Origin of the sequence: Streptococcus sinensis (assembly GCF_000767835.1) — a bacterium.
GTDB lineage: Bacteria > Bacillota > Bacilli > Lactobacillales > Streptococcaceae > Streptococcus > Streptococcus sinensis.
Genome location: NZ_JPEN01000068.1, coordinates 1 through 22231, shown reverse-complemented (window position 1 = coordinate 22231; position 22231 = coordinate 1). Strand labels below are relative to the sequence as shown.

Here is a 22231-nt window from a genome sequence, read left to right as displayed (position 1 = left end):
TAAAAGGGACTGTTTTTTTGATGGAAAGGAAAATAGTTGAAAAAAATTGGCTCAGAATTTTTAAGAGAATTTGAAACAGAAGATAGACCAATTCTATTCGGTCTAACCGCTAGAATGATAGTCTTCTATTTGTGTTTAGTAATAGCTGTCGCAGGAACAGTTGCTATATATTTTCTTGGTTTACCTGATTGGTACATTTATCTTTGGGATGCTCTATTTGTGGTTCCTGGGGCAATGTACGGTATGGGAATGACCAAGCGAATGCGGATTAAAGAAAAAATCAATTTCTTTTTCCGAATTCAGACTCGAAACTACGAAACTAACTTTGGAAAGGTAGGAAGTTATACAAAAGATGAGTTTATTCAAAAGCAAAAGGGAAAAACTAGAAATCGCAGAAAAGAAAAAAATTGAACGCTTGCGCCGTCAAATGAAACCGACCACGCAAAATACGCTCAATTATACTACGCTGCATGAAGACGGACTGATGCACATTGCCCGTGAGAAGTATTCTCGCAGCTTTAAGCTGGGAGATGCCTCTTACTCGACAGCTCAACAAGATGAAAAAGAAGGCATCATCGACACAACGATGGATGCTCTTAATTCTCTGGATGAAGGCAGTAACTATCAGCTCTTAGTCATTAACCGCCGAGTGTCTGACAATTCCTTACAGAATATCTTGTTTGAAGAAACGAACGATGGATTTGACGATTATCGTGAAGAGCTGAACGAGATGATCAAGGAACGGTTTACGACGCACGCAAATAATTTTGAGGTGCATAAGTATGTGACCATTTCAACGAATGCTGATGACCGTAAGCAAGCTCAGCTTCTCTTGCAGGATATTGGGGTTTCCCTAGCTACTCAGTTCCAGGAAGCAGATATTACATTTAGGGAGATGGGGGGCTTAGATAGACTGAAAGTCTTTTCTGAACTATTAAGGGATAATCCGTATGTCAATTTTGACTACAAAGAAATTGCTCTATCAGGTTTATCTACCAAGTCTTTTATCGCTCCGCATAGAATTGAATTTCAGGAAAAACGGATGCTCATAGATGATCGATGGTGCAAGGTGCTCTATGCACGCCGCTATCCTAACTGGATGTCCGATCGTCTCATTCGTGATTTGACGACACTGGGGTTGGAATTAGCTATTACGATCCATGCAGAGCCGTATGAAAATGTAGAAATCTTAGGGAAGATTGATGATGCGGAAACAGATGCAGAAATCGGGAAACTTCGCTCTAAGCGGAAAGCTGCTCAATCCGGTATCTTTGATGATGCGGTGGTTGCAGGTCGTGACCAAGAAATCTCAGAAGCTACTAAGAAGTGGCGAGATGAGATTACTGAATATGATCAGAAAATCTTTTCTGGCTTGATTGCAGTCTACTTCAAGGCGGATAGCCTAGAAGAGCTGGAACGTAACGAACAGAAAATCAAACGAGCTGGCCGGAAACTTGGTGTGGAGTTTGAAGATCTCTATTATTACCAGGAAGAGGCTTTGAATACGATTTTGCCTATTGGGGAGTGCTTCCTGAACGTGAAGAAAAACTTCATGAGGAAGATGACAACTGCTAACATAGCGACGCAGGTACCCTTTACTAACGTAGACTTGAAGTCTGATAGTCCTCTAGCCCGTTACTATGGGCAAAATCAGTTGTCCAATAATATCATAACATTGGATCGGAAACGGGATCTGAATACAGGTTCTGGTGTTGTATTAGGTTCTTCTGGATCTGGTAAATCCACTACAATCAAGGGGGGAGAAGTCATTCCAACTTTGCTGAAATACCCAGAAGATCGAGTAATCATCGTAGACCCAGAAGATGAATACTCGGATATTGGCCGAGCTTTCGGCGCTCAGATGGTTGATATAGCAGTCGGTTCCAAAACGCATATCAATCTCTTGGATTTGCCAGATCTGGATCGGCTGGCTGAGGAAGATGATGATCCAATCGGGGACAAAGCGAACTTGCTGATGGGCTTGTTTGAATCCATTCTATCTGAGGTGACAGATGCTCAGATTGGGATTATTGACCGGGTAACTGGTCTGACTTATGAGCGGTACATGACAGAGGATTTCACTCCAACTTTAAAAGAGTGGCACCAGGTCTTGAAGGAGCAACCGGAGGAAGAAGCTCAGGATTTGGCTCTGGCAGTAGAAACTTATACAACTGGTTCGCAAGACATTTTTGCTCATCATACTAACGTGGATCTCAATCATCGCTTTGTTATCTTTAACCTGAAGAAATTGTCACATAAACTAAAACCGTTCGCATTGATGGTTATTCAGGATTACATTTGGAATCAGATTGTAGAAAATCAAGGGAAACGTACCACTTGGGTTTACTTTGATGAAATGCAAATCCTATTTAAAAACAAGGCACAAGCAGATTTCTTTACTACATTGTATTCACGGATTCGGAAATATGGAGCTATTCCAACGGGAATTACCCAGAACGTAGAAACGCTAGCTGCTGTTGAAGAAGGTCGAAAGCTCCTCTCTAACAGTGAATTTATGATTCTGCTCAAACAAAAGCCACAGGATTTGGCTGTCTTAAAAGAGATTGTCAATCTGACAGATAAACAGATCCGCTATTTAGCTCGACCAAAAGCTAAAGGTACCGGATTGATTGTAGCTGGACCAGTTGTCGTACCATTCGAAAATCCGATACCTAAGCATACTAAGCTTTATGATTTAGTCGCAACGGACGCTTAGGAGGCTGATTATGGTTCAGGAAAAAGGCAGACCAAAGACAATCGGTCATAGGCTGGATCAGAAGCTGGAAACAGTCCGGAAGAATTATCTAACTGTGACAAAAGAAAGCGAAAAGCAGATGAGCAATCTTCAATCACAGACCCGCTCTAAGCGCCAGTTGGTAAAAAAGAGTCATAGCCAATTCCGAGCTAATAAGGACAAGGTCAACAAAATCCGAAAAGAGTACAGGAATGTCCAGAGACAAGGAAAAGCGCTTGGCAAAGAAGGAAAGGCACTTAGTCCAGAAGAAGTCAAGAAGCAGGCATTTCTCAAACAAGAGTTGGATAAGGCAAAATTAGAGAAGAAAGTCTCTAAGAAAACCTTTAAAGCTGCTCAAGAGGCTAATGGTGGTTCTCGGAAAAAGAAGCTTTTTCGAGCTGCTAAACAGGCCGTGGAGCGAAGTGCCAGCCATCAAGCCAGCTCTGCAGCGCATCAGGATGATACACTCTCAGATATAGCACGAGCTAAGTATCAGTACCAGGATGTCCAGATTCAGGGCAGGCGAGTTAAAACGATTGGGAAGTACAGTGGCAAGCTTGGCGAAGGAGCGATTAAATCTAGCTATAGCCTTGGAAATAGACTTTATAACAAGGCGAGAGGTCGTGGCTTTACCCGTACTCCAAAAGAGTTTTCTTGGGAAGGCAGGCTGGCTCGTCGTATTCAGGCTTACAAGAAACGCTTGGCTGGTTCTAAAACTGGTAAAGCTGCAAGGAAGGCTAGAAAAGCCTATCGTGTAGGCTCTAAACCGATCAGAGCTATTGTCAAAAATCCGTTTAGCTTAAAGGCCTATTTGATTGCTTTTGGTCTGCTTTTGTTTCTGGCCATACTTGGTATTGGAAGCTCAGGGATTACCCGGCAAGATGAGTTTGATATGAATGATACCTGGTTGTATCTTTCAAAATTGGATCGTGAAAAATCTAATGATAAGGTGGATTATTGGACAAAGATTGACGATCCACTCTTGTACCTGAATTATAAGTATGATGAGATTACGGATAAGCTGCAGATAGACGGCAATAAATATTTTTCGAAAAACACTCTAGGAAAAACGTATTTGGATGCCTTATGGAAGGATTTGAATGGAGATAAAGACAATCTTAAAACAATGGAAGAGCTTTATACCAAAAATAATCTTTATAAACTGGATAAGGACGAGCTAGAAGAATACAAACAACTCTTAGAAATTGCTAGAGATAGTGGAAAATATATGTTGCTGCAGGAGCTGGAGAATCCGTTTTATAAGGATGATCAACCAGAAGCACAGAATCCTATTCAGATTATTGAGCGCTTTGGTTACAAAAATAAAACGGAAGTCTTTAATGGATCTGTTTTGCAAGCAACTGGTGGACAAACCTTACTTGCCGTTTTAGATGGGAAAGTGGAAGTCAAAGGCAATGATGTAGAAATCAGCGATCAGGATTCCAAGTTTTTGTATAAGAACGTAGATACGATACGCTATAAAACAGGAGATCAAGTCATGACCGGTGATATTATTGGGAAAGTATCTCCTAAAGGCAATCAAACAGTCTACTATCAAAAACTAGAACCTGATCGAGCCAACCAGAAAGATAAAGACGGAAAGGTGAAGAAGAGCTGGACTTATGTCAATGTCGGATTTTACTTTCAGCAGGTAGAATACACACAGGCGACGTCGGTTGTCAGTGATATTGAAGCATCTGGAGACAAAGGAAAGCGTGCTAGAGCCTTTGCGGATTTGATCAAAAAGAATATACCTGGGGCAACTGATGAAGGTATTGCAGCCGTGATGGGAGGCTTTGATATTGAAAGCTCCATCACTTTTAAACGCTATGAAACGGATTACTTGACGAATAACCAATTTGATAAGGTGGCAAAAGAGCCAACAGCTGAAAACCTAGTTGGCAACTGGGGAGCTTTTCAGGCAATGTACCCGACTTTGCCTCTAAATGAAGGAGGCTACTTGGTCAATGGTTTGCACTATATCGGGATTGGGATTGGTCAATTTACGGGGCCACGTGCTCTTGCACTGTGGAACTTTGCTAAGGCTATGAATGGAGATATTTGGTCTGCAGAGGTTCAAACCAAGTTCTTGCTGGAGGGTGACGATCCAACTAGAAGAGCAGCTTTTAGAAGAGTTGTCACTTCAACTGGATCTGTAGAAGCCCTCACAGAGGACTTTTTGAGCTCCTGGCTAGGAGTTCCAGGAAACAAGCTCTTAGAAAGGCAATCTGCCGCACGGCAATGGCTGAATTTCTTAAAAAATAAGGGAGGTTCTACAGGAGTTTCTAGTAAACAAGTCCCAGCAGAATACAAAGATAAACTTCCTCATGGGCTGCCTTCTGACCAAGCAATTTTACCAGGTCAAGGTTATCCAGGCAATGCGTATGCACTAGGAAACTGCACATGGTACGTATATAATCGCTTCAAACAGATTGGAATTCAACTATATCCGTATCTTGGTAATTCTAACCAATGGGTTGATAGTGGTCGAGCTCAAGGATATGAAATCTCAACGACCCCTAAGCCAGGTTCTGCAGTTGTCTTTATGCCTGGTGTAGCTGGCTCATCACCTATTTATGGTCACGTTGCGTTTTGTGAGTATGTCAATAGTGATGGCAGCTTCCTCGTTTCAGAAATGAACTATGGTGGTTTGTATGTTATGAATTGGCGTACCTTAACACCACAATCAGGTATCTATTTTGTAACCCCTAAATAAGAAAGGAAAAGAATGTATAATCAAAAGTTAATCAAAGTTGTAAAGGGCGTCCTTATAGGAGCCGGTGCTGTTTTCTGTATTTTATTGGGTTATTCTGTTGCACAGGTGCAACAGAATTTCACCCATAATGGCCAGAAGCAGGAACAGGTAAAACAACATAAAAAAGAAAAGGAGCAGAAGCAAGCTTCTCTTTCTGAAAAACAGGTCAAAGATTTTCTAATCGCTTACTATACTAAGAAGGATTTGGAAGAAAACCGACCACGCTATAAGCCTTTTATGACTGAATCAATGTATCAGGAAGCCATTCAAGAAGAACAGAAACCAGTCAACCAAACCTATAAAGGGTATGTGGTTGACCAAGCTTTTGAATCAGGTTCTATATATATTGACAAAGAGCATAAAATTGTTTTAGCTCAGGTTCAATACACTAGTACAACCTTAACGGAAAAAGATAACCGAGATTCTAAGGGGATTACTGGAACAACTAAGGTCACTATCCGGCTGACCTATGTAGAACAAGACGGGAAGCTATTAATCAATAATATTGAGCCAATCGTGTTGGCTGAAGCCAGAGGGCAGGGGATTGGAACCTATACAGATACTAGCAGTTCTAGCTTAGTTCCGGCTACCTCTTCTGATCAAACCTCCTCGTCTAGTAGTCAATAAGGAGAATTAGATGAATAAGAAAATAACTCAGCTAGAAAATAAGCTTGACAAAATCAGAAAAGATAAAGCCAAAGCGCAACAACAAAAAGAAGAAGCGGAAAATAAAATAAAGAGCTGCCTAGCTCAGGAAAAGGATATAGAAGCTCAGTTATTCGTTGCTCTTTCAGAAGAAAGCGGCCTATCTTATCAGGAAATGAAGGAACTAATCCTTCCAGCACAATCAACTAATCAAGGAGTGAACCATGTATAAAATTATCAACCAACTAACGAAACAAGAAGAAAACTTTAAAAATCGAGATGATCTTCTCTCTAAACTTGAAATCATCAATGAGCGGATGAAGAGCAATAACATAAATGGTAGTTATCAGCTCTACTCTTTATCTTCCGACGGTGAAATTTTACAAGAGCTGACTTTGACGATTCCTTTTGTGGGAATTATTGATCAGTTGCTGGAAAATTTTGGTACAAGTGGCCGGAAGAAAAAGAAAGGACTACTTGATTTTTTGGCGAGGCATAAAAAGAAGTCCTCTAAACCTGAGCTGACTGTAGATCCGGAGGAGAAAAATAATGTAACAGCACAAGAAGCGGATCTTGAACGTGATAGGATTGCCAAGTTGGTGACAGGCAATTCGGAACCTGGAAAGTCTGAAACGCAAAATGAAGCTTCAGGAACTTCTTCTGAATGGACTACGGATGATTTTAGTCGATTGGATGCTGAAGAAGAGGGGACAAAGGAAGAACAAGTAGAGGTTTCACAAGATAAACCTGCACAAGAAGTGGTACCTGTCGTTGAAAAATCTGTCCAGGAAGGAATCTCAAAGATTCCTGATAAACACGAAGTTAAGCGCCCTATTGAGCCTTCTTTTCCACTTTCTCATACAACTACAGTGGATATGACCTCAGAGGTTATTGATAGCTTTGAGGTTCAGACAATCACTTATAAGCAATCTATCAAAAATAAAATTCATTCTAACGAAGATTTTATCAGCGAGGCGAATGAAGAGATTGTGGAGTGCCAAAACAGAATCAATGAGCTGCAGCAGAAGATTCTTGCTAAGGAAGCCCAAGCTGCTAAACTGAAGGATCTTTATTTCAAAATTGATGAGGTGAGCTAAAATGGAACAAGAACAAGTGGTAGCCCAGTTAGGACGGGCAACTCTTGTGACAGGAGAGGTACTTTTAAAGGGTCTCTTCCTGGTATGCTCTAAAGCAGTGGAGATCTACCAGTTCCAAGGTGAAAATACCCACTTTACCGGTGAGGCAGACTGGAATAAATTCATGGCAACAGCGGATAGCAAAGAAGTCCAGCAATTACTACAAAATGAAGTCAATCTCGAGGCGGTTCGGAAAGAACTCGGCCAATACGGGATTGGCTTTTCTTTTTATACCCACCCGGACGGTAAGACAACTCTTGCTTTCAACGCAAAAGATAAGGGGGTAGTGGAGCAAGCTTTTAAGGATGTCCTAGAAGGCATCACAAGAGATCCTAAAGGATTCAATGAGCGGAACCTTAAAAATGGGAAAACAAGCTCATTTGAAGAGAAAATGAAGCATTTTAAAGCGGTGGAACAAGAGAAAATTCATTCTCTGCAGGTGAGGATTCATACCAAGGAATTTGTCCTTCCAGAAAACATTGAACCCCATATTGGAGGAAAAGTGAAGTGATTACAGAAAAAAAGAAGCGGCGATTTAGACCGTATTTGTTATTAGGAATTGGCTTATTCTATCTTTTTCATTGGCTCTTTAAGCTTTGGCTATTAGCTCCAGCTACAGATCCAGTAAAGGATATATTTGGATTGGGAAAGATTAACTGGATGAGTGATCATTTAGGAGATAAAGCTTGGTTTGATTTTCAGTTTACCCCGGCATCTTTGCTGGCTGGCTTAGGAGGAGTTTTGATTGCTTTTCTACTGTATTTGAGGGTATCTGATACAGGCACATACAGGTATGGGGAGGAGCATGGGTCGGCACGTTTTGCGACGAAAGACGAACTGATGCGCTTCCGAGACGCAGAGCCTGAAAAGAATATGATCTTTACTCAGAATAGCCAGATGGGACTATTTAATAACCGCTTGAGCTATGAAAATCAGATTAATAAGAATGTCTTGGTATATGGAGGTACGGGGGACTGGAAGACACGGAGTTTTGTAAAGCCAAATATTTTACAAGGCAACTCTAGTTTTGTAACCACAGATACCAAAGGGATTTTGATTCATGAAACGGGAAAATCCCTTGTAGAAAAAGGATATAAGATAAAAATCTTTGATTTGATTACTTTCCTGAATTCAGACGGCTTTAATGTATTCAAATATATCCATAATGAAATGGATATAGACCGAGTATCAGAGGCCATTACAGAGTCGCTAAACAGAAATGGTCATGAAAGTGATCCTTTCTGGCCAGCGGCCAATAAACTCCTGATGCGTTCTCTCATTGGCTATCTATATTTTGATGGCCTGATCGATCACTACATGCCAAACTTAGGGCAGGTTACGGATATGATTCGGGAGTTGAGACGGAATCATCCGGATGCAGAAAGTCCGGTTGAGTTGATGTTTGAAGATCTGGAGCGGAGATGCCCGGGTAATTATGCCTGCAGGCAGTGGAGCTTGTTTAATAAAAACTTTGATGGTCAGACAAGGGCTTCTGTCTATGCTATTTTTGCGACTACCTTCTCAGTATTTGATCATGAGCAACTAAGAAAGATTATTGAAAAAGATACACTGGAAATTGAGAAATGGAATATAGAAAAGACTGCTGTTTTTATTCATATTCCAGAAGTAGATCCAGCCTACCAGTTCTTGTCAGCACTGCTTTTCAGTACACTTTTTGATGTGATGATGAAAACTGCAGATACAATCTTGCTAGGTGACCATCCAACAAAGACCAAGGAAGGCCTGTTGCATGTTCAAATAGAGGCAGATGAGTTTGGACAGATTGGCAAAATTCCTAATCTTCCACCGATTATCTCTGTTATTCGGTCTCGAGAAATCTCTATTAAAATGATGGTTCAATCTCAAAGTCAGATTGAAGTATTATACGGTAAAGAGAACACGAAAACGATTATCAATAACTGTGGGGCTATTCTTTATCTGGGAACAAATGATCCGGATACTTTGAGAGCTTTATCTGAGCGATCTGGTAAGCAGACTTTGAATGATCAGAACTATAGCGAGAGCAGGGGAAGAAATGGTAGCAGTTCCAAGCAGAGTTCCAAAATTGGTCGGGAATTGTTGACACCGCATGAGGTGGCCACAATTGGAACAACGGAAGCCCTACTCTTTTTAGCTAAGCAGAATGTTTTTCGGGATCAAAAATTTAATCTGGATACGCATCCGAGAGCCTATCTGTTAAGCAATGGCCCAGATGATGAAAACTGGTATCGCTACAAGCGCTATCTGAGTGATATTGATGAGTGGAAAGACCAGGTTGGGGAGGAGAACGTGATCCGCCTTGGGATTGAGGAAGTCATGGATGCCCCTCTTAAAGTAAGTTAGGAAAGAAAGGAAAGGAGATAGAATGAATACATTACCACAAAAACAATTTAAACGAATGAAGCGTGAAGTTGAGGAAGAGACGGCACGAGGCGTTGGCTATTTTGAAGGGATTTTAGAACATATTCCTTCTTATCCATTATCAGAAGCAGTAAAAGAACTGGCATTAACTGGCTGGATTACACCTCAGACAGCTATAGTTGATGTTCAAAATATGCTTGTTACTGAATCCATAAAATGGATGAATTACCAGGACTTCAAAGAAGTTGCTCCCTACTTATTTTCCTATCCAAGGGAACAACGGGAGAAGGATTTATTGGTTCGACCAGTAGAGATCTCCAGAGAATACTTTGAGGAATTAAAAGCCAATGCAGAAGAGCTGTTTCACTTGAAGCAAGATCTGGTGCAGGTGCATGATAGGCTGGATGCCAAGATTCAGGAATTGGAAACAGACCGGCTGCCAAATGGTGATCAAGTTATTGGTCTTGACTTGGAAGCTGAAGAGGTATTATTATTACGAACTCCTGAAAATGCTCAGGTTGAGGAATGGGAGGTTCATAAAGACGGTTTGATTACGGATTATCGCTCTGACCTTCCGGAATACGGCCAGATTGTGAAGGCTTTGTTTGAAATGAATAATTCGAATATTGACACCATTCTATATGAAGAAGTGATCAACTATTCTAAACGAACTTGGCCAGAATCTGATCCGATACAATTTTCAGAAGGCATCAAGGAAATGTTGAATCAGGAAGCCCAACTCGATTCATCTTTTTACCACATCGCACAGTTTGAAACGTTGAATCAAGCCTATGTCTATGGATCGACGTCACCTCTTTTTCAGGAACATTTCCCTAGCTATTCAGACTTTGTTATGGACTATATTAATGATCGGGAACAATATGAATTATTCGACTATCGGACAGAAGCTATATCTCTGGCTCAGGATATTCTAGAACCTCGATTAGATGATATTAACCAGGTTTTAGGTGCCAAGAATCAGGAAATAATCATTCAAAAGGTAAATGGCTATTCACAAGGTGGAAGCTGGGATCTGGCCTATTTGCGGGATACAAAGGCTGAAGAGCGAGAAGAGGTTCGGTTCTATCTTGAAAATGAAATCGGGGCTTGGTATAAGGGGAGTTTAACAGAATTAGCTGTTATCCGATTTGAGGATATTGATCTGGAGAAGGGCTTCAACGGGCAGCAGGAAGCTGTTTATCATATTGATGATAACTTGCTACTCCAGGATAAACTCAAACAAGTCCAGCGCCTTATTCCTGATTTAGAGCGTTTCGTAGAAGCAGAAGAAGTTGAGAAACAGCTTAACCAGACTCAGGATTTAGCATCGGAAAAAGAAGCGTCAGAATATTCATTGTAAGGAGGTAACAGATGCCATTAACGAAAGAAGCGGCTAAAAAACTATCTATCCTTTCTGTTGCGGAACAGCTGGGAATGGAGCTAAAGCGCACGGGAGCATATAGCTATACATGGACAGAGCATGATTCGTTTGTAATCGATGCAAGGAAGAATGACTTTCATTGGAATTCTCGATCAGAATTTGGAGATGTGATTCAGCTAGTTCAAACTATCCAGGGGGTTACTTACAAGGAAGCAATGCACTTCTTGGAAACTGGGGAATTTAAGGAAGTAGATTTAGCGGATCAGACGGGCGTAAAAGAGCCCTTTCACTATAGCTTGGAAAGATATGAGCATCCGGACTTCAATGCTTCTATAAGCTATCTGAGGACTCAGAGAGGCCTTTCAGATGATACGATAAATTTCTTTTTGAGTCAGGGAAGCATGGCGGAAGCCACTCGAAAAAAAGGAGATTATTTTGAGCCTGTGATAGTCTTTAAGTATAAGGACAACACAGGCTTTTTAGCTGGAGCAAGCCTTCAGGGAGTGGTCGAAAACCGGGTACACTATCCGGAACGTGGTCGCCTAAAACAAATTATGAAAAACTCAGACGGCCAACTTGGCTTTTCAGTAGATATTGGAAAGCCAAAGCGTTTAGTCTTTGCGGAAGCTCCGATCGATCTAATGAGTTATTATGAACTTCATAAAGATAACCTTCAAGATGTCCGACTAGTTGCTATGGATGGTGTTAAAGAAGGGATCATCAGTCGGCGCTTCATGGAGCTTTATGCGGAGATGAATGGTAAAACCTATAAAGCTGATCAACATACTGGAAAAGCTCTAGAAAATATCGTTAACACAACGGTTTATTTTAAAGATAGTCAGCATCAGGATATGATTACGCTGGCTGTAGATAATGATGCTGCAGGGCAGAATTTTATCACTCGCTTACAAGAAAAGGGCATTCCGGTACAGATTGCCATTCCACCTATTATCCAGATTGACCAGGAAAAGGAAGATTGGAATGATTTTCTGAAGCGAGGGAATGAGGCTCCTAATGGGCTGGTACATGTTTACAGCGCAGACGAAGAGTCCTGGCATTACCAGGGCTATTTTTCAAAAGAAATAGCTCTCGCAAAAGCGCAAGAGCTAACTGAAGATGATGTAAAAGCCTTTGTCTCAGCTAAGCAACTGACAAAGGAAGAAGTTCATCAGGAATATACAAGGATTATCGATCAAGAGAAAGAAAGGGGAAATAGTATGTCGGAAGTACACGAAGCTAGGGCTGAGTATAAATCAGAACGCCTAGAAGCTATTCAAGATAAAGTTGATAGATTAGTGATTCAACCGGAAACACAGGCTCTAATTGATTCTGGAGAGGTCAAGCAGTGGGCTAAGCAGCCAAACATCTACTTCGTAAAAGGGCTACGTCGAGTTGCTTTAGAATTGACGGAGGAAGGGAGATTTGAACTATCTCCTAAATATCTACCTAATACGGATGAAGAAAAAGAGGTAGTAAACAAGTTGTTGTCCAATCAGGAGCAACGTGAGAATGAGACTCAAAAATCATCATTGACTCCAGATACTAGCAATCTATCTCCAGAAGATGCGGAATGGCTAAAGCAGAACTGGAATAATATCAGCTTTTCAGTAGAGCCTAAAAAACAGATGGTTATTGATTCAGATAAAACAGTAACCTTTGAAAAGCCCTCCAATCCTCTTGGAGATTCTAGTAGAGCACTGGAAGAAAATCAGAGCACAGAAAAAGCTCTTGGGAAGTCTCAAGAGCAAAATATGAATTCAGAGTATCAAAAAAATGAGAGGACCAATGGTAGTCAGGGGTCTTTACAGCCCAAGGCTGAAGGCAGTCCCACACCCGTACCAGAAGTTGGTACCTTTGAACGCTCTGTTACCAGTCGCCCTACGTTATCCTCTCATTTATTATATTTTAGCATAAATGAAGAGTTTCAGTCAAGTAATGATGGCCACTATCATTCTATTTCCTCGCATGAATTAGCTAAATTGAATCGTCCAATTCGTAGTCAAACTATACAGAATGCAGCGCAGTATTATTTGGATGAATTGGCTAATTCTAAGGTTTATTATGTCACTCCAGATAAGACTGTTCAAGTGATTTTTGAAGAAAAGCACTTCATGCACTTAACAGGGATTAAGCCCATTGGACCAGGGCAGACACCGGAAAAAACCTTGCGTGACTTTGCAGAAGGAAACGGACGCTTTGATAATATTCTTTTGGCCAACAATGATGCAGCTTTTGACAAGCTCAAAGTGTTATCAGATCTTTCAGTCGCAACAGAAAGCACCTCCTTCTATTTTGATGATTTAACTGATCTTCGGCGTTATAATGGCCGTTTTGACAGCCTTATAAAGTCTGATGATAAAGATATTATTTTGCTGTTTAAAGAGCTGGAAGAGGATAATTATATCCCAGTGTCAGTCTTTCAGTCCAGGACAAAACTGGTCAAAGAACTGGAAACAGTGGATAGAATCCCTATTCTTGGTGTTTACCGAGAACGGGAGGGGCAAATAGAGCAGCTATCAATCAATGAAGCGTTGATTGCTGATGGCGGTAAGGAAATGATGGAAAATTTACAAAGACGAGAATTTGAAGAAACAAATTCTAAAGAGGAAATGATTCAAGATAATCCTGAACGAACTCTTCCAAGCTCTGACGAAAAAATTCGCCAGCACAATCGAAAAGATGAGATGGATCGAGACTTGGACGGAGATGGCATTTCAAATTCTGATGAGATGCTGCAGGGGACAGATCCTTATAATGCTGCTTCTAATCTTCATAAAAAGCAAGAAGAGCGAGAAAGGCGAATAGATGCTGAGGTAGCAGCTGGAGCTATTATTACAGAAGCTGTCGCCACTAAAAATTCGGAACGAAGCATCTCTCAGATGGTTGCGGATAAAGATACAAAGGCTCTAGCTGAACACTTGAAAGAAGGAATGAAGAACTATCTGGATTCAGATCAGTTTAAATCTTTCTTAGATACGATGAGCAAGTTTCACAATTACTCACTAAATAATATCCATTTGCTGAAGATGCAAAATCCAAATGTGACTCAAGTTGCGAGTTTCAATAAATGGAAAACAGATTTTGAAAGAACCGTCAAAAAGGGAGCTAAAGCTCTGAAAATTTGGGTGCCTTATCAAGTGAAAACAAAAATTCCTGAAAATCAAAAAGAGTTAAATTTTTTACCATCTGAAAATGAAATGGATCAGAAGGAGATCACTGTTACTCGCTTTAAGCTAGGAAATGTCTTTGATGTTTCCCAAACAGAAGGAAAAGAATTACCAAAAGCCATTCATGAATTGACCGGAAGCGTTAAAGATTATGAAGATTTGTATCGAGCTGCTAAAGTTGTTTCGATGGATAATCAGGTGCCTATCAGTTTTGAAGAAATTAAAAGAGAGAGCACAAATGGTTATTACTCTCCAGATGAAAATCGAATTGTCATTTCAAAAAAATTGAAGGGGGAAGAACATATTCTAAAAACAATTTTCCATGAAATGGCTCATGCCGATTTACACAAAGGAACCAATGCGCAATATGGAGATGACCAATACCGCAAGCAAGAATTGCAAGCGGAGAGTGTCGCCTATGTTGTAGCTAGTCATTTTGGTTTCGATACTAGCAGCTACAGTTTTGGATATTTGGCCATTTGGGCTAAAGATAAAAATGGATTTGAAGATATGGTGGAGCAACTGCAGGTTGTCCAAAAGGAAGCAAAAAGTTTGATTGATCGAATGGATGCAAAGTTGGAATTGGTGAAAAATAAAACAGTTGTAAAAGATAAATTTGCAGATAAGCTCCAGCAGGCAAAAGAACAATCTGAGAAACTGAGTAATCAAAAGGCCGAGGCTGTAAAGCAGGTGGAGGAAAAAAAGTCCCTGAGCAGCCCTCACTAATGGAGGCGCTGATTCGTCGGAAGAAAAACAAAAAAGGAGAAACGGACGATGATTGAAAATCTAAAACAAGAAACTTTTGATATTTTGATGGATATATTCTTTGAGAATAGCGAGACAGATTCACCAAAAATTGATGAGGTGAACCAGCACATTTCTCGCAAAGAATGTCTCTACATTCTTCGTAGAGATATGCGGATCAAATCAAACTATGAGCTAGAAGAAGCAGAAAGTTATCCAGTTGCACTTCAAGAAATTGAGGGTATGAGTGATGAAGTATTCGAGAAACTAAGGGATGAAATTCTTAAAATGGAGCCAGCAAACGATATAGATTTTCTGCTTCAAGCTTAAAAAGTTTAAATAAACTTTTCCCTCGTGATATAAAAAAATTCCTGCTTGCAGGGATTAGGGGATTGGGGATTTCCCCAAAAGTTTAAAAAGTCAAGAATGGTCAGTTTTAGAAGCTGACCATCTCTGACCTTTTTAAAAACAGCGATTGGGTACCCAAGTGCTAATCTTGCCAGAAGAAAAGGGCCCTGAGGGCCTCAAGCGAAAAATGCCAGAACGGAGGTGGCTATTTTTGAAAAGTGAAGAGAAACGAAAACGGATGATCCAGAAAAAAATCCGATTGACAGAAGAAGAGGCTCGGTTCATTTCGACCAAAGTTTTAGAATCGGGAATGACGAATTTTAATGCCTTTGCCCGAATTATGTTGATTATGGGCGAGGTCAAAATCTTAAATTTTGAAGAATTGAGAGAGCTACGTAAGGAAATAAATCGGATTGGAGTCAATGTCAATCAAATTGCAAAAAAGGTCAATGAAGATGACCAGGTTAGTCTAACTGAGTTGAGTCAGATTCTTGAGTTGCAAAAAGATTTGAAAGAGACAGTCAATCAATTTATTCAAAAACAAGAAAATCAAACAAAGGAACAAGACAGATGGTTGTAACTAAAGTCCTGCAGATAAAAGGAGTGGCTTCTTTGGGGCGCTCTACAAAATACATCGAGGACGAAGCAAAAACAGTCGAGCTGACCGATATAAAAAGTTTGACCAACGCTTTACGCTATATTGAGAATCCCTCAAAAACAAGTTTACTAGAGAAAGATAAACAACTAGAATTTCCAGCAGTGGTCAAAGATGGCCGGGTGGTTAAGCAGCTTGTTTCTACTTATGGTATCACAGATGCCAGTACAGCGACGGAAGAATTTCTTTTGACAAAAAAGAATGCGGCTCAGCGAAGAGGAACAAAAGAATTATCCGATATTCAAAATCCGAATCGAGTTTTGGCTCATCATATCATCCAATCATTTTCTCCGGAAGACGATTTGAGTCCGCAAGAAATTCATGAGATTGGCCGCAAAACGATTTTAGAATTGACTGGTGGTCAACATGAATTTGTCATTGCGACTCACATGGACAAGGGGCATATTCATAATCACATCATTTTCAATTCTACAAACTCGGTTACGCTAAACAAATTTCGCTGGCAGAAAAATACTGCTAGAAGCTTATTCAATATTTCAAACAAGTATGCAGATCTTGCTGGAGCTAAAATTTTAAAAGAGCGATTGTGGACTAATCGAAAATCCTATCATGCTTATCGAAAGAAAAATTCTTTTCGTTATGAGATTAAATCTCGATTGGATTTTCTTTTGCAACAATCAACTTCCCTTGAGGATTTTAAACTCAAAGCCCAGGCTTTAGATCTTATTCTTGATACGATAGGCAAAGAAGTAAAGTACCGGTTGGCTGATCGGGACCAAACTAGAAATGTCCGTGATCGTACTTTGTCAAAAAAAGGAAATTATTCTTTGGATAAAATCTCTGAGAGAGTTCTTACTAACGAAGTGACTTTCTCTGTCGATGAAATTAAATCTGAATATGAAAAAATGGTCGCAGAGCGAGACGATGATTTTGAAATGAAAATCACAGTTGAAGAATGGCAGGTGATGGAAGAAACCAAGAATGGCATTTATCTTGAAATGGAATTTGGGATAAGGAATAAGGGAACTATTCTCATTCCTGCTCATCAGGTCGAGAAAGTGGAAGATGGTTCTTATGAAATTTTTATCCGAAAGAATGATTTCTATTATTTCGTTAATCCGCAACATGCGGATAAGAACAGGTACATGAAAGGAGAAACAGTCGCATCCCAGCTGTCTTACGATAATGGCGAAATGATTATCCGAAAGAATTCTAAAATTTCAACTCTAGATCAACTCGTCCGTGAGTATAACTATTTATCTGCTCATGGTGTAACCGAAGGACAACAATTTGATGACTTGCTAAGTCGTTTTGAAGAAGAGCTGGAGGAGGTCGATAAGATGCTCGATAAATTAGATCGACGCTTGGGTGATCTAAATAAAATTCAGTCGGCCTTCCTTGGTCTGGAGTCAAGAGATTCCCAGGAAGTAAAATTAGCTGAATCTATCTTGAAAGACTTTAAAGTGGATCCTAGCACTCGCAAAGCAGAAATTGATAAACTTGTCAAAGAGGCAACTTTTGAGCGCCAGGCTTTGCACCAAAGAGTAGAAGCTATCACAAAAGATTACAAGCTCCATCAGGACATTGAAAAGAATGTAGAGCAACGCAAGGAGAGAGAAACCTTATTGTAAAATATTTATAAATATCATTATAATTATATTGACAAATATAATTATAATGATATAATGGAGATATAGACAAAGGAGACAGGATATGGTAGATAAAGAAATTCAAGTAATGTCGCTAGAAAAATTTCTCGGTTTGAAAGGATTAAGCTTCCCAATTAGTGATTATCTAGATGACAAGTGGCGAGGGAATAGACATTTTTCGAGTGGGAAGCAAAGAGAAAACTTTTCAAAAGATGCCAGAAGAATCATTGATGAGTACCATGAACAAAGAAATGAAGCTATTAAAGAATATAATGCTTTGGTAGAAAGTGGTAAATTTAGACCACCGACTAATATAGAGAAATCTTTGGAAACAGCTCAAGGGCATCCAGATAATCGGTCAGTACAGGCTGCTAGGAGAATGTTGGCTAAGAGGGGGTATGATTGGAGAACAGGCCTGCCGAACAATAAGACTTGTAGTGCTTGAATATTTACAAAAAAGAACGTAATCAAGAGAATTAAGGAGATTCATCATGAAAATTATTACTTTTGCCGCTATAAAAGGCGGTGTTGGAAAAACTACTTTAACTTTTAATTATGGGGAGTGGTTGGCTAAGAAAGGGCATAAGGTTCTTCTGATAGACTTGGATCATCAGTGTAATTTGACCCAGTGTTATAATATCTATGAGAGCAAGAATACCATTGCTAATGCCTTTAAAGGAGGCAACGTGGATATTAAGCAAGTCAAAGAAAATATCAGTCTGATTCCAGGATCAGTTCAGCTGGACACGGTGGAACGAGATCTGGAGAATAGCGACAAGAAAAATATGTTGCTTTATCTCTGGTTAGAAGATAACTACGATAAGAAGCAGCTGGATCAGTTTGACTACATATTGATCGACTGTAGGCCAGATTTTGCGACAGCTACCAAAAATGCGGTTGCGGTTAGTCACGCTATCATTAGTCCACTGACTCCTTCTGAATTTGGCTATAATGCTAAGTTCAATCTATCTACTCGACTAGAAGCGTTTCGAAAGGATGTGATTGACTATCGCACAAGAGAGTCATATATTACAGCAGAGCTTTATTTCCTAGCTAATATGATCCGACCAAACTATGGATCCTCCTGGGATCTGCTGGAGGCTCTGGGATTGGAAGCAAAAGAAAAGGGGACGGATAACCTTTTAGGCATCGTGCCGGCAAAAGAACTATTCAATCATTCCACGATTGATAAGGTCTCTATTGCAGATATGAGAGAAAATCCAAAGCTTTATCAGAAACACAAAAAGTTTTTTAACGAGCTAGAGCATACTTTTTCAAAAATTTATGATACAATATAATTATATTTATAAACACAATTACAATTATAAATATAATTAGAAGGAGATTATCATGGCATTTACCCCTAAGGAAAAAGAAATATCACAGATCATTGAAGCGAGCAGCCAACCTGATCAGACTCCAAATGGAGTCGCAGTTGAGTTTGAAAGGTTTGAGCGTAAGAAGCAATTTCAATTCACTTTGAAACCTAGTAATCGAGAGAAACTGGATAAAGTAGCTAAAGCAGCTGGTGCAAAGTCGGCCTCGGATTATCTTGATAAGTGGTTGGAGAGTTTATAATCAAAAAATCAGATATAATTATACTTATAAATATAATTATATCTGATTATGATAAGGAGAAATTATGGATTTAATCACGAGACTCTTGGCAGAGAGAGAAGGGAAAGTACATGGTGGTATTTATGATATCACACAGAAACGCTTTGCTTATAATTCTAACCGAATCGAAGGGAGCCGTCTGACAGAAGAACAAACTAGCTTAATTTATGAGACAAAGACGATCGCAAATATTGATGCTAAAGGAATCAAAATTGACGATCTGGTAGAAATGAATAATCATTTTAAGTGCTTTGATTATATCTTAGATACCGTTAACGAGCCGCTGACAGAGGACTATATTAAAACACTGCATCGGATTCTAAAAAGTGGAACAAGTTCGGAGCATAACCCGATAGCTCCAGTTGGTCGTTATAAAGTTTTACAAAATGAGGTGGGAAAAATTGCGACAGCTTCTGTCGAACAAACTGAAGATGAGATGCTTTCTTTGCTGCTTGGTTATGACTTAAAAGAACAGAAAGATTTGAATTACTTAACAAGTTTTCATGCACAGTTTGAAAGAATCCATCCTTTCGCAGATGGCAATGGTCGAATAGGTCGGTTGCTTTTGTATAAACAGTGTTTGAAAGAAGGTCTTACACCACTTATTGTAGATGATCTAAACAAGGCAACTTACTATTCAGCACTTGAAGCGTTTCAGGTTCAAGACAACAGACAGCCCTTGTTTGATTATTTCCGCTCGGAGCAGAAATTCTATGAAAACTATCTCAAAAACAAAGGATTTGAAGGGGCTATCAATGATGAGAAAGCTGGTGACTTTATAAAAAAGTCAGATAAATTCTCAGAGAAATTAGATCAGTTTAAGCAAAATGCAGAAAAAGAGCCTCATCAAAAACCCCATCTCAAAGAAGAGAAAGGTTTATGTTTATAAATATAGTTATAAACATAATTACAAATATAAAAAATTATTATTCTTTTTAGTGCAAAATATGCTATACTAGTTGTGAGGTGATAACCCTAACAACCACCTTGAGTCTGGTTTTATACCAGGCTTTTATTTACTCTGAAATAGAAAATTTGAACTCTTGGGCTAAAATAATTATAATTTCTTAGTATGATTATTTTAGTCCAGGAGTATTTTTAGTTTGGATACGAAGATTATTGATGAAAGAGATTTTGTGGAGAAATTTAAAGAGAAAAACTTAGAAGGCTTTCATAAATTTGTAAGTGATTATGATAAGTTTATGTCTCCTATCATGCGTGCGAGGGGTTATAAATTTGTAAACTATGCTGAAAGAACAGTGACTTTCACCTTTGGTCAAGTCACATTTTCTAGAAAACGCTGGTATAAAAAAAGGAGGTGTCGAATTCCAGTGGATGAGAAGCTGGGATTAGAAAAGCGAGCTGCTTACTCAAAAGAGTTGCTTTACCAAATTACGAGACTGGCTACGATGATGCCCTATCGGAAAGTTGTGGAAGTGATTGAGCTGATGTATCAGATTTATATCACAAAAGACACAGTCTTAAAAGCTATTAAATTTGCGGATGAGCTTTTAGCTGAAAAGGAAGATTATCGATTTTATCAGGAAGGCAAGATGAATAAAAAAATCGAGGTACCAGTCATTTATCTCGAAGGCGATGGTTTATGGATAAAAGTTACTGAACAAGAAAAAGAACGAAGGAACAAAGACATAGCGCATTTTGTGATTCACACAGGTTCAGAGCGACAAGGAAACAGAACCATTCTGAAAAATAAGGTTGAAATCGTATCTCAAAACAATCGAGTTGCTAGGGAGAAGGTTATTGATTATATTTATAACCATTATAAAATCAATCAAAACACTTTGCTGGTGACAAATTCGGATATGGGGCATGGCTATACACCTTATATTTTCCAAGAAATAGCGAAAGGATTGAAAATAAAGAAGCATGAGCATTTTTGGGATCGATTTCATTTGAATATGGAAATAAAAAAGTCAGTCTATTCTTATTCAAGTGAGCTTTATGATCGTTTTTTGGAAGCAATCAAAAACAACAGTAAAAAGATGCTTAGAAGTGCCATTGATACTCTAGAAGCATTAGTATTGAATACTCAGGACGAAAAGAAGTTTGAAAGTTTTATAAGTTTTAAGAAAAGGATCTTACTAAATTTTCAATACACTCAAAGCCCTAAACAAAGAAATCTAGAAATAGACAGCTTAGGGATTATGGAAAGTCAGCATCGTAAAATTAGTTATCGAATGAAAAATAGAGGAATGTATTGGTCCCTTGACCATGCGGATACCATGTCTCATATCATTTTGTTGTCTCATAACCAGATAAGAGACCTATTTTTTGGTAATTGGAGAAAAGAGTATGAAAAATACCGCTCAGAGGGAATGAGCGGTGCTAAGGTAAAGGAAAAAATGAAACGGGTTCCACGTAGTCTAGGTCTGATGGTTGATGCTTCTTGGAAGGGCCATAGGCATAGAGAACGGGATCGATTTCTTAATAAAAAAGTAAGAAAATAATTAGAAAAAACGCTTAAAAACAGCTTAAATTCTTGACTTCTAAGAGGTATTAGTGTATAATAACCTTATAATTAAAAAGAGGCACGCAGCAACGTACCTCTCATAAAGATAAACAATTGGTGCTTGTTTATCAGTAAGATTAATACTATCAGAAATTTTAGTAGATGTCAAGGCTGAACAAGTGAAATTGTTTAGCCTTATTTTTATATTTCCTGTTTTTGATATATTTTTTTGAAACCTCAGAAATCCAGACACATACTACAGAAGAAAAGTTCTTGACAATCAATCAAAGGTATGGTATGATTAAAAAGATTTTGGACTTGAAGGGAGTGAAAAAAATGTCAAAAACAGTAGTACGCAAGAATGAATCTCTTGACGACGCACTTCGTCGTTTCAAACGTGCGGTTACTAAAGCTGGTACTCTTCAAGAAACACGCAAACGTGAATTCTATGAAAAACCTTCTGTAAAACGCAAACGCAAATCAGAAGCAGCTCGTAAACGTAAAAAATTCTAATTAGTAGAATGAGGAAACAGTCAGTTTGGCTGTTTTTTTGGCTCTTTTCTACCATTTGTCAAGTCTGTCAAGGCTTTAAGTGAAAAATGAGATAA

General features: G+C 39.2%; 19 protein-coding genes. All 19 read left to right on the top strand.

Annotated elements, in window-relative coordinates; translation table 11 throughout:
- The first annotated feature begins 36 nt into the window (after positions 1-36).
- On the top strand, positions 37-411 hold the full coding sequence (locus tag SSIN_RS05565) for a hypothetical protein (RefSeq protein WP_037616682.1): 375 nt from the start codon (positions 37-39) through the stop codon (positions 409-411).
- Positions 353-2716 carry a VirB4-like conjugal transfer ATPase, CD1110 family gene (locus SSIN_RS05560; protein ID WP_037616680.1) on the top strand — a complete coding sequence of 788 codons (2364 nt, stop codon included), beginning with the start codon at positions 353-355 and terminating at the stop codon, positions 2714-2716. Before SSIN_RS05565 ends, SSIN_RS05560 begins: the two co-directional genes overlap by 59 nt.
- 10 nt (positions 2717-2726) lie before the next feature.
- Positions 2727-5450 carry a phage tail tip lysozyme gene (locus SSIN_RS05555; protein WP_037616678.1) on the top strand — a complete coding sequence of 908 codons (2724 nt, stop codon included), beginning with the start codon at positions 2727-2729 and terminating at the stop codon, positions 5448-5450.
- Positions 5451-5462: 12 nt separating this feature from the next.
- Positions 5463-6116, top strand: a complete 654-nt coding sequence (locus SSIN_RS05550; RefSeq protein ID WP_037616676.1) for a hypothetical protein — start codon at positions 5463-5465, stop codon at positions 6114-6116.
- 10 nt (positions 6117-6126) lie between these two features.
- Complete coding sequence (locus SSIN_RS05545) at positions 6127-6366, top strand: hypothetical protein (protein ID WP_037616674.1); 240 nt, start codon at positions 6127-6129, stop codon at positions 6364-6366.
- A complete protein-coding gene (locus SSIN_RS05540) occupies positions 6359-7231 on the top strand; it encodes a hypothetical protein (protein WP_037616671.1) in 873 nt (290 codons plus the stop codon). The genes SSIN_RS05545 and SSIN_RS05540 overlap by 8 nt, the downstream gene beginning before the upstream one ends.
- 1 nt (position 7232) lies before the next feature.
- Positions 7233-7781: a DUF3801 domain-containing protein gene (locus tag SSIN_RS05535; protein WP_037616668.1), complete on the top strand. Its 549-nt coding sequence runs from the start codon at positions 7233-7235 to the stop codon at positions 7779-7781.
- A complete protein-coding gene (locus SSIN_RS05530; RefSeq protein ID WP_037616666.1) occupies positions 7778-9613 on the top strand; it encodes a VirD4-like conjugal transfer protein, CD1115 family in 1836 nt (611 codons plus the stop codon). The genes SSIN_RS05535 and SSIN_RS05530 overlap by 4 nt, the downstream gene beginning before the upstream one ends.
- 22 nt (positions 9614-9635) lie before the next feature.
- Entirely contained in the window at positions 9636-10991 is a 1356-nt protein-coding gene (locus SSIN_RS05525; RefSeq protein WP_037616665.1) for a hypothetical protein, read from the top strand.
- An 11-nt stretch (positions 10992-11002) separates the two neighbouring features.
- The gene (locus tag SSIN_RS05520) at positions 11003-14905 is read left to right on the top strand and encodes a PBECR4 domain-containing protein (RefSeq protein ID WP_037616662.1); all 3903 of its coding nucleotides are present in this window, start codon (positions 11003-11005) and stop codon (positions 14903-14905) included.
- A 48-nt stretch (positions 14906-14953) separates the two neighbouring features.
- A complete protein-coding gene (locus tag SSIN_RS05515; protein ID WP_037616661.1) occupies positions 14954-15253 on the top strand; it encodes a hypothetical protein in 300 nt (99 codons plus the stop codon).
- 229 nt (positions 15254-15482) lie between these two features.
- Complete coding sequence (locus tag SSIN_RS05510; protein WP_037616885.1) at positions 15483-15851, top strand: plasmid mobilization protein; 369 nt, start codon at positions 15483-15485, stop codon at positions 15849-15851.
- Complete coding sequence (locus SSIN_RS05505) at positions 15842-17518, top strand: helical hairpin domain-containing protein (protein WP_037616658.1); 1677 nt, start codon at positions 15842-15844, stop codon at positions 17516-17518. Before SSIN_RS05510 ends, SSIN_RS05505 begins: the two co-directional genes overlap by 10 nt.
- An 82-nt stretch (positions 17519-17600) precedes the next feature.
- Positions 17601-17981: a hypothetical protein gene (locus SSIN_RS05500; protein WP_037616656.1), complete on the top strand. Its 381-nt coding sequence runs from the start codon at positions 17601-17603 to the stop codon at positions 17979-17981.
- Between the two features lie 46 nt (positions 17982-18027).
- The gene (locus tag SSIN_RS05495; protein ID WP_037616654.1) at positions 18028-18834 is read left to right on the top strand and encodes a ParA family protein; all 807 of its coding nucleotides are present in this window, start codon (positions 18028-18030) and stop codon (positions 18832-18834) included.
- Positions 18835-18886: 52 nt separating this feature from the next.
- The gene (locus SSIN_RS05490; RefSeq protein WP_037616652.1) at positions 18887-19114 is read left to right on the top strand and encodes a hypothetical protein; all 228 of its coding nucleotides are present in this window, start codon (positions 18887-18889) and stop codon (positions 19112-19114) included.
- Positions 19115-19178: 64 nt separating this feature from the next.
- Positions 19179-20042, top strand: coding sequence for a Fic family protein (locus SSIN_RS05485; protein WP_037616649.1), 864 nt, complete (start codon positions 19179-19181; stop codon positions 20040-20042).
- Positions 20043-20256: 214 nt separating this feature from the next.
- Positions 20257-21621 (top strand): ISLre2 family transposase, encoded by a 1365-nt coding sequence (locus SSIN_RS05480; RefSeq protein ID WP_037616646.1) that lies wholly within the window; start codon positions 20257-20259, stop codon positions 21619-21621.
- A gap of 338 nt (positions 21622-21959) precedes the next feature.
- Complete coding sequence (rpsU, locus tag SSIN_RS05475) at positions 21960-22136, top strand: 30S ribosomal protein S21 (protein WP_000048054.1); 177 nt, start codon at positions 21960-21962, stop codon at positions 22134-22136.
- Positions 22137-22231 lie beyond the last annotated feature (95 nt).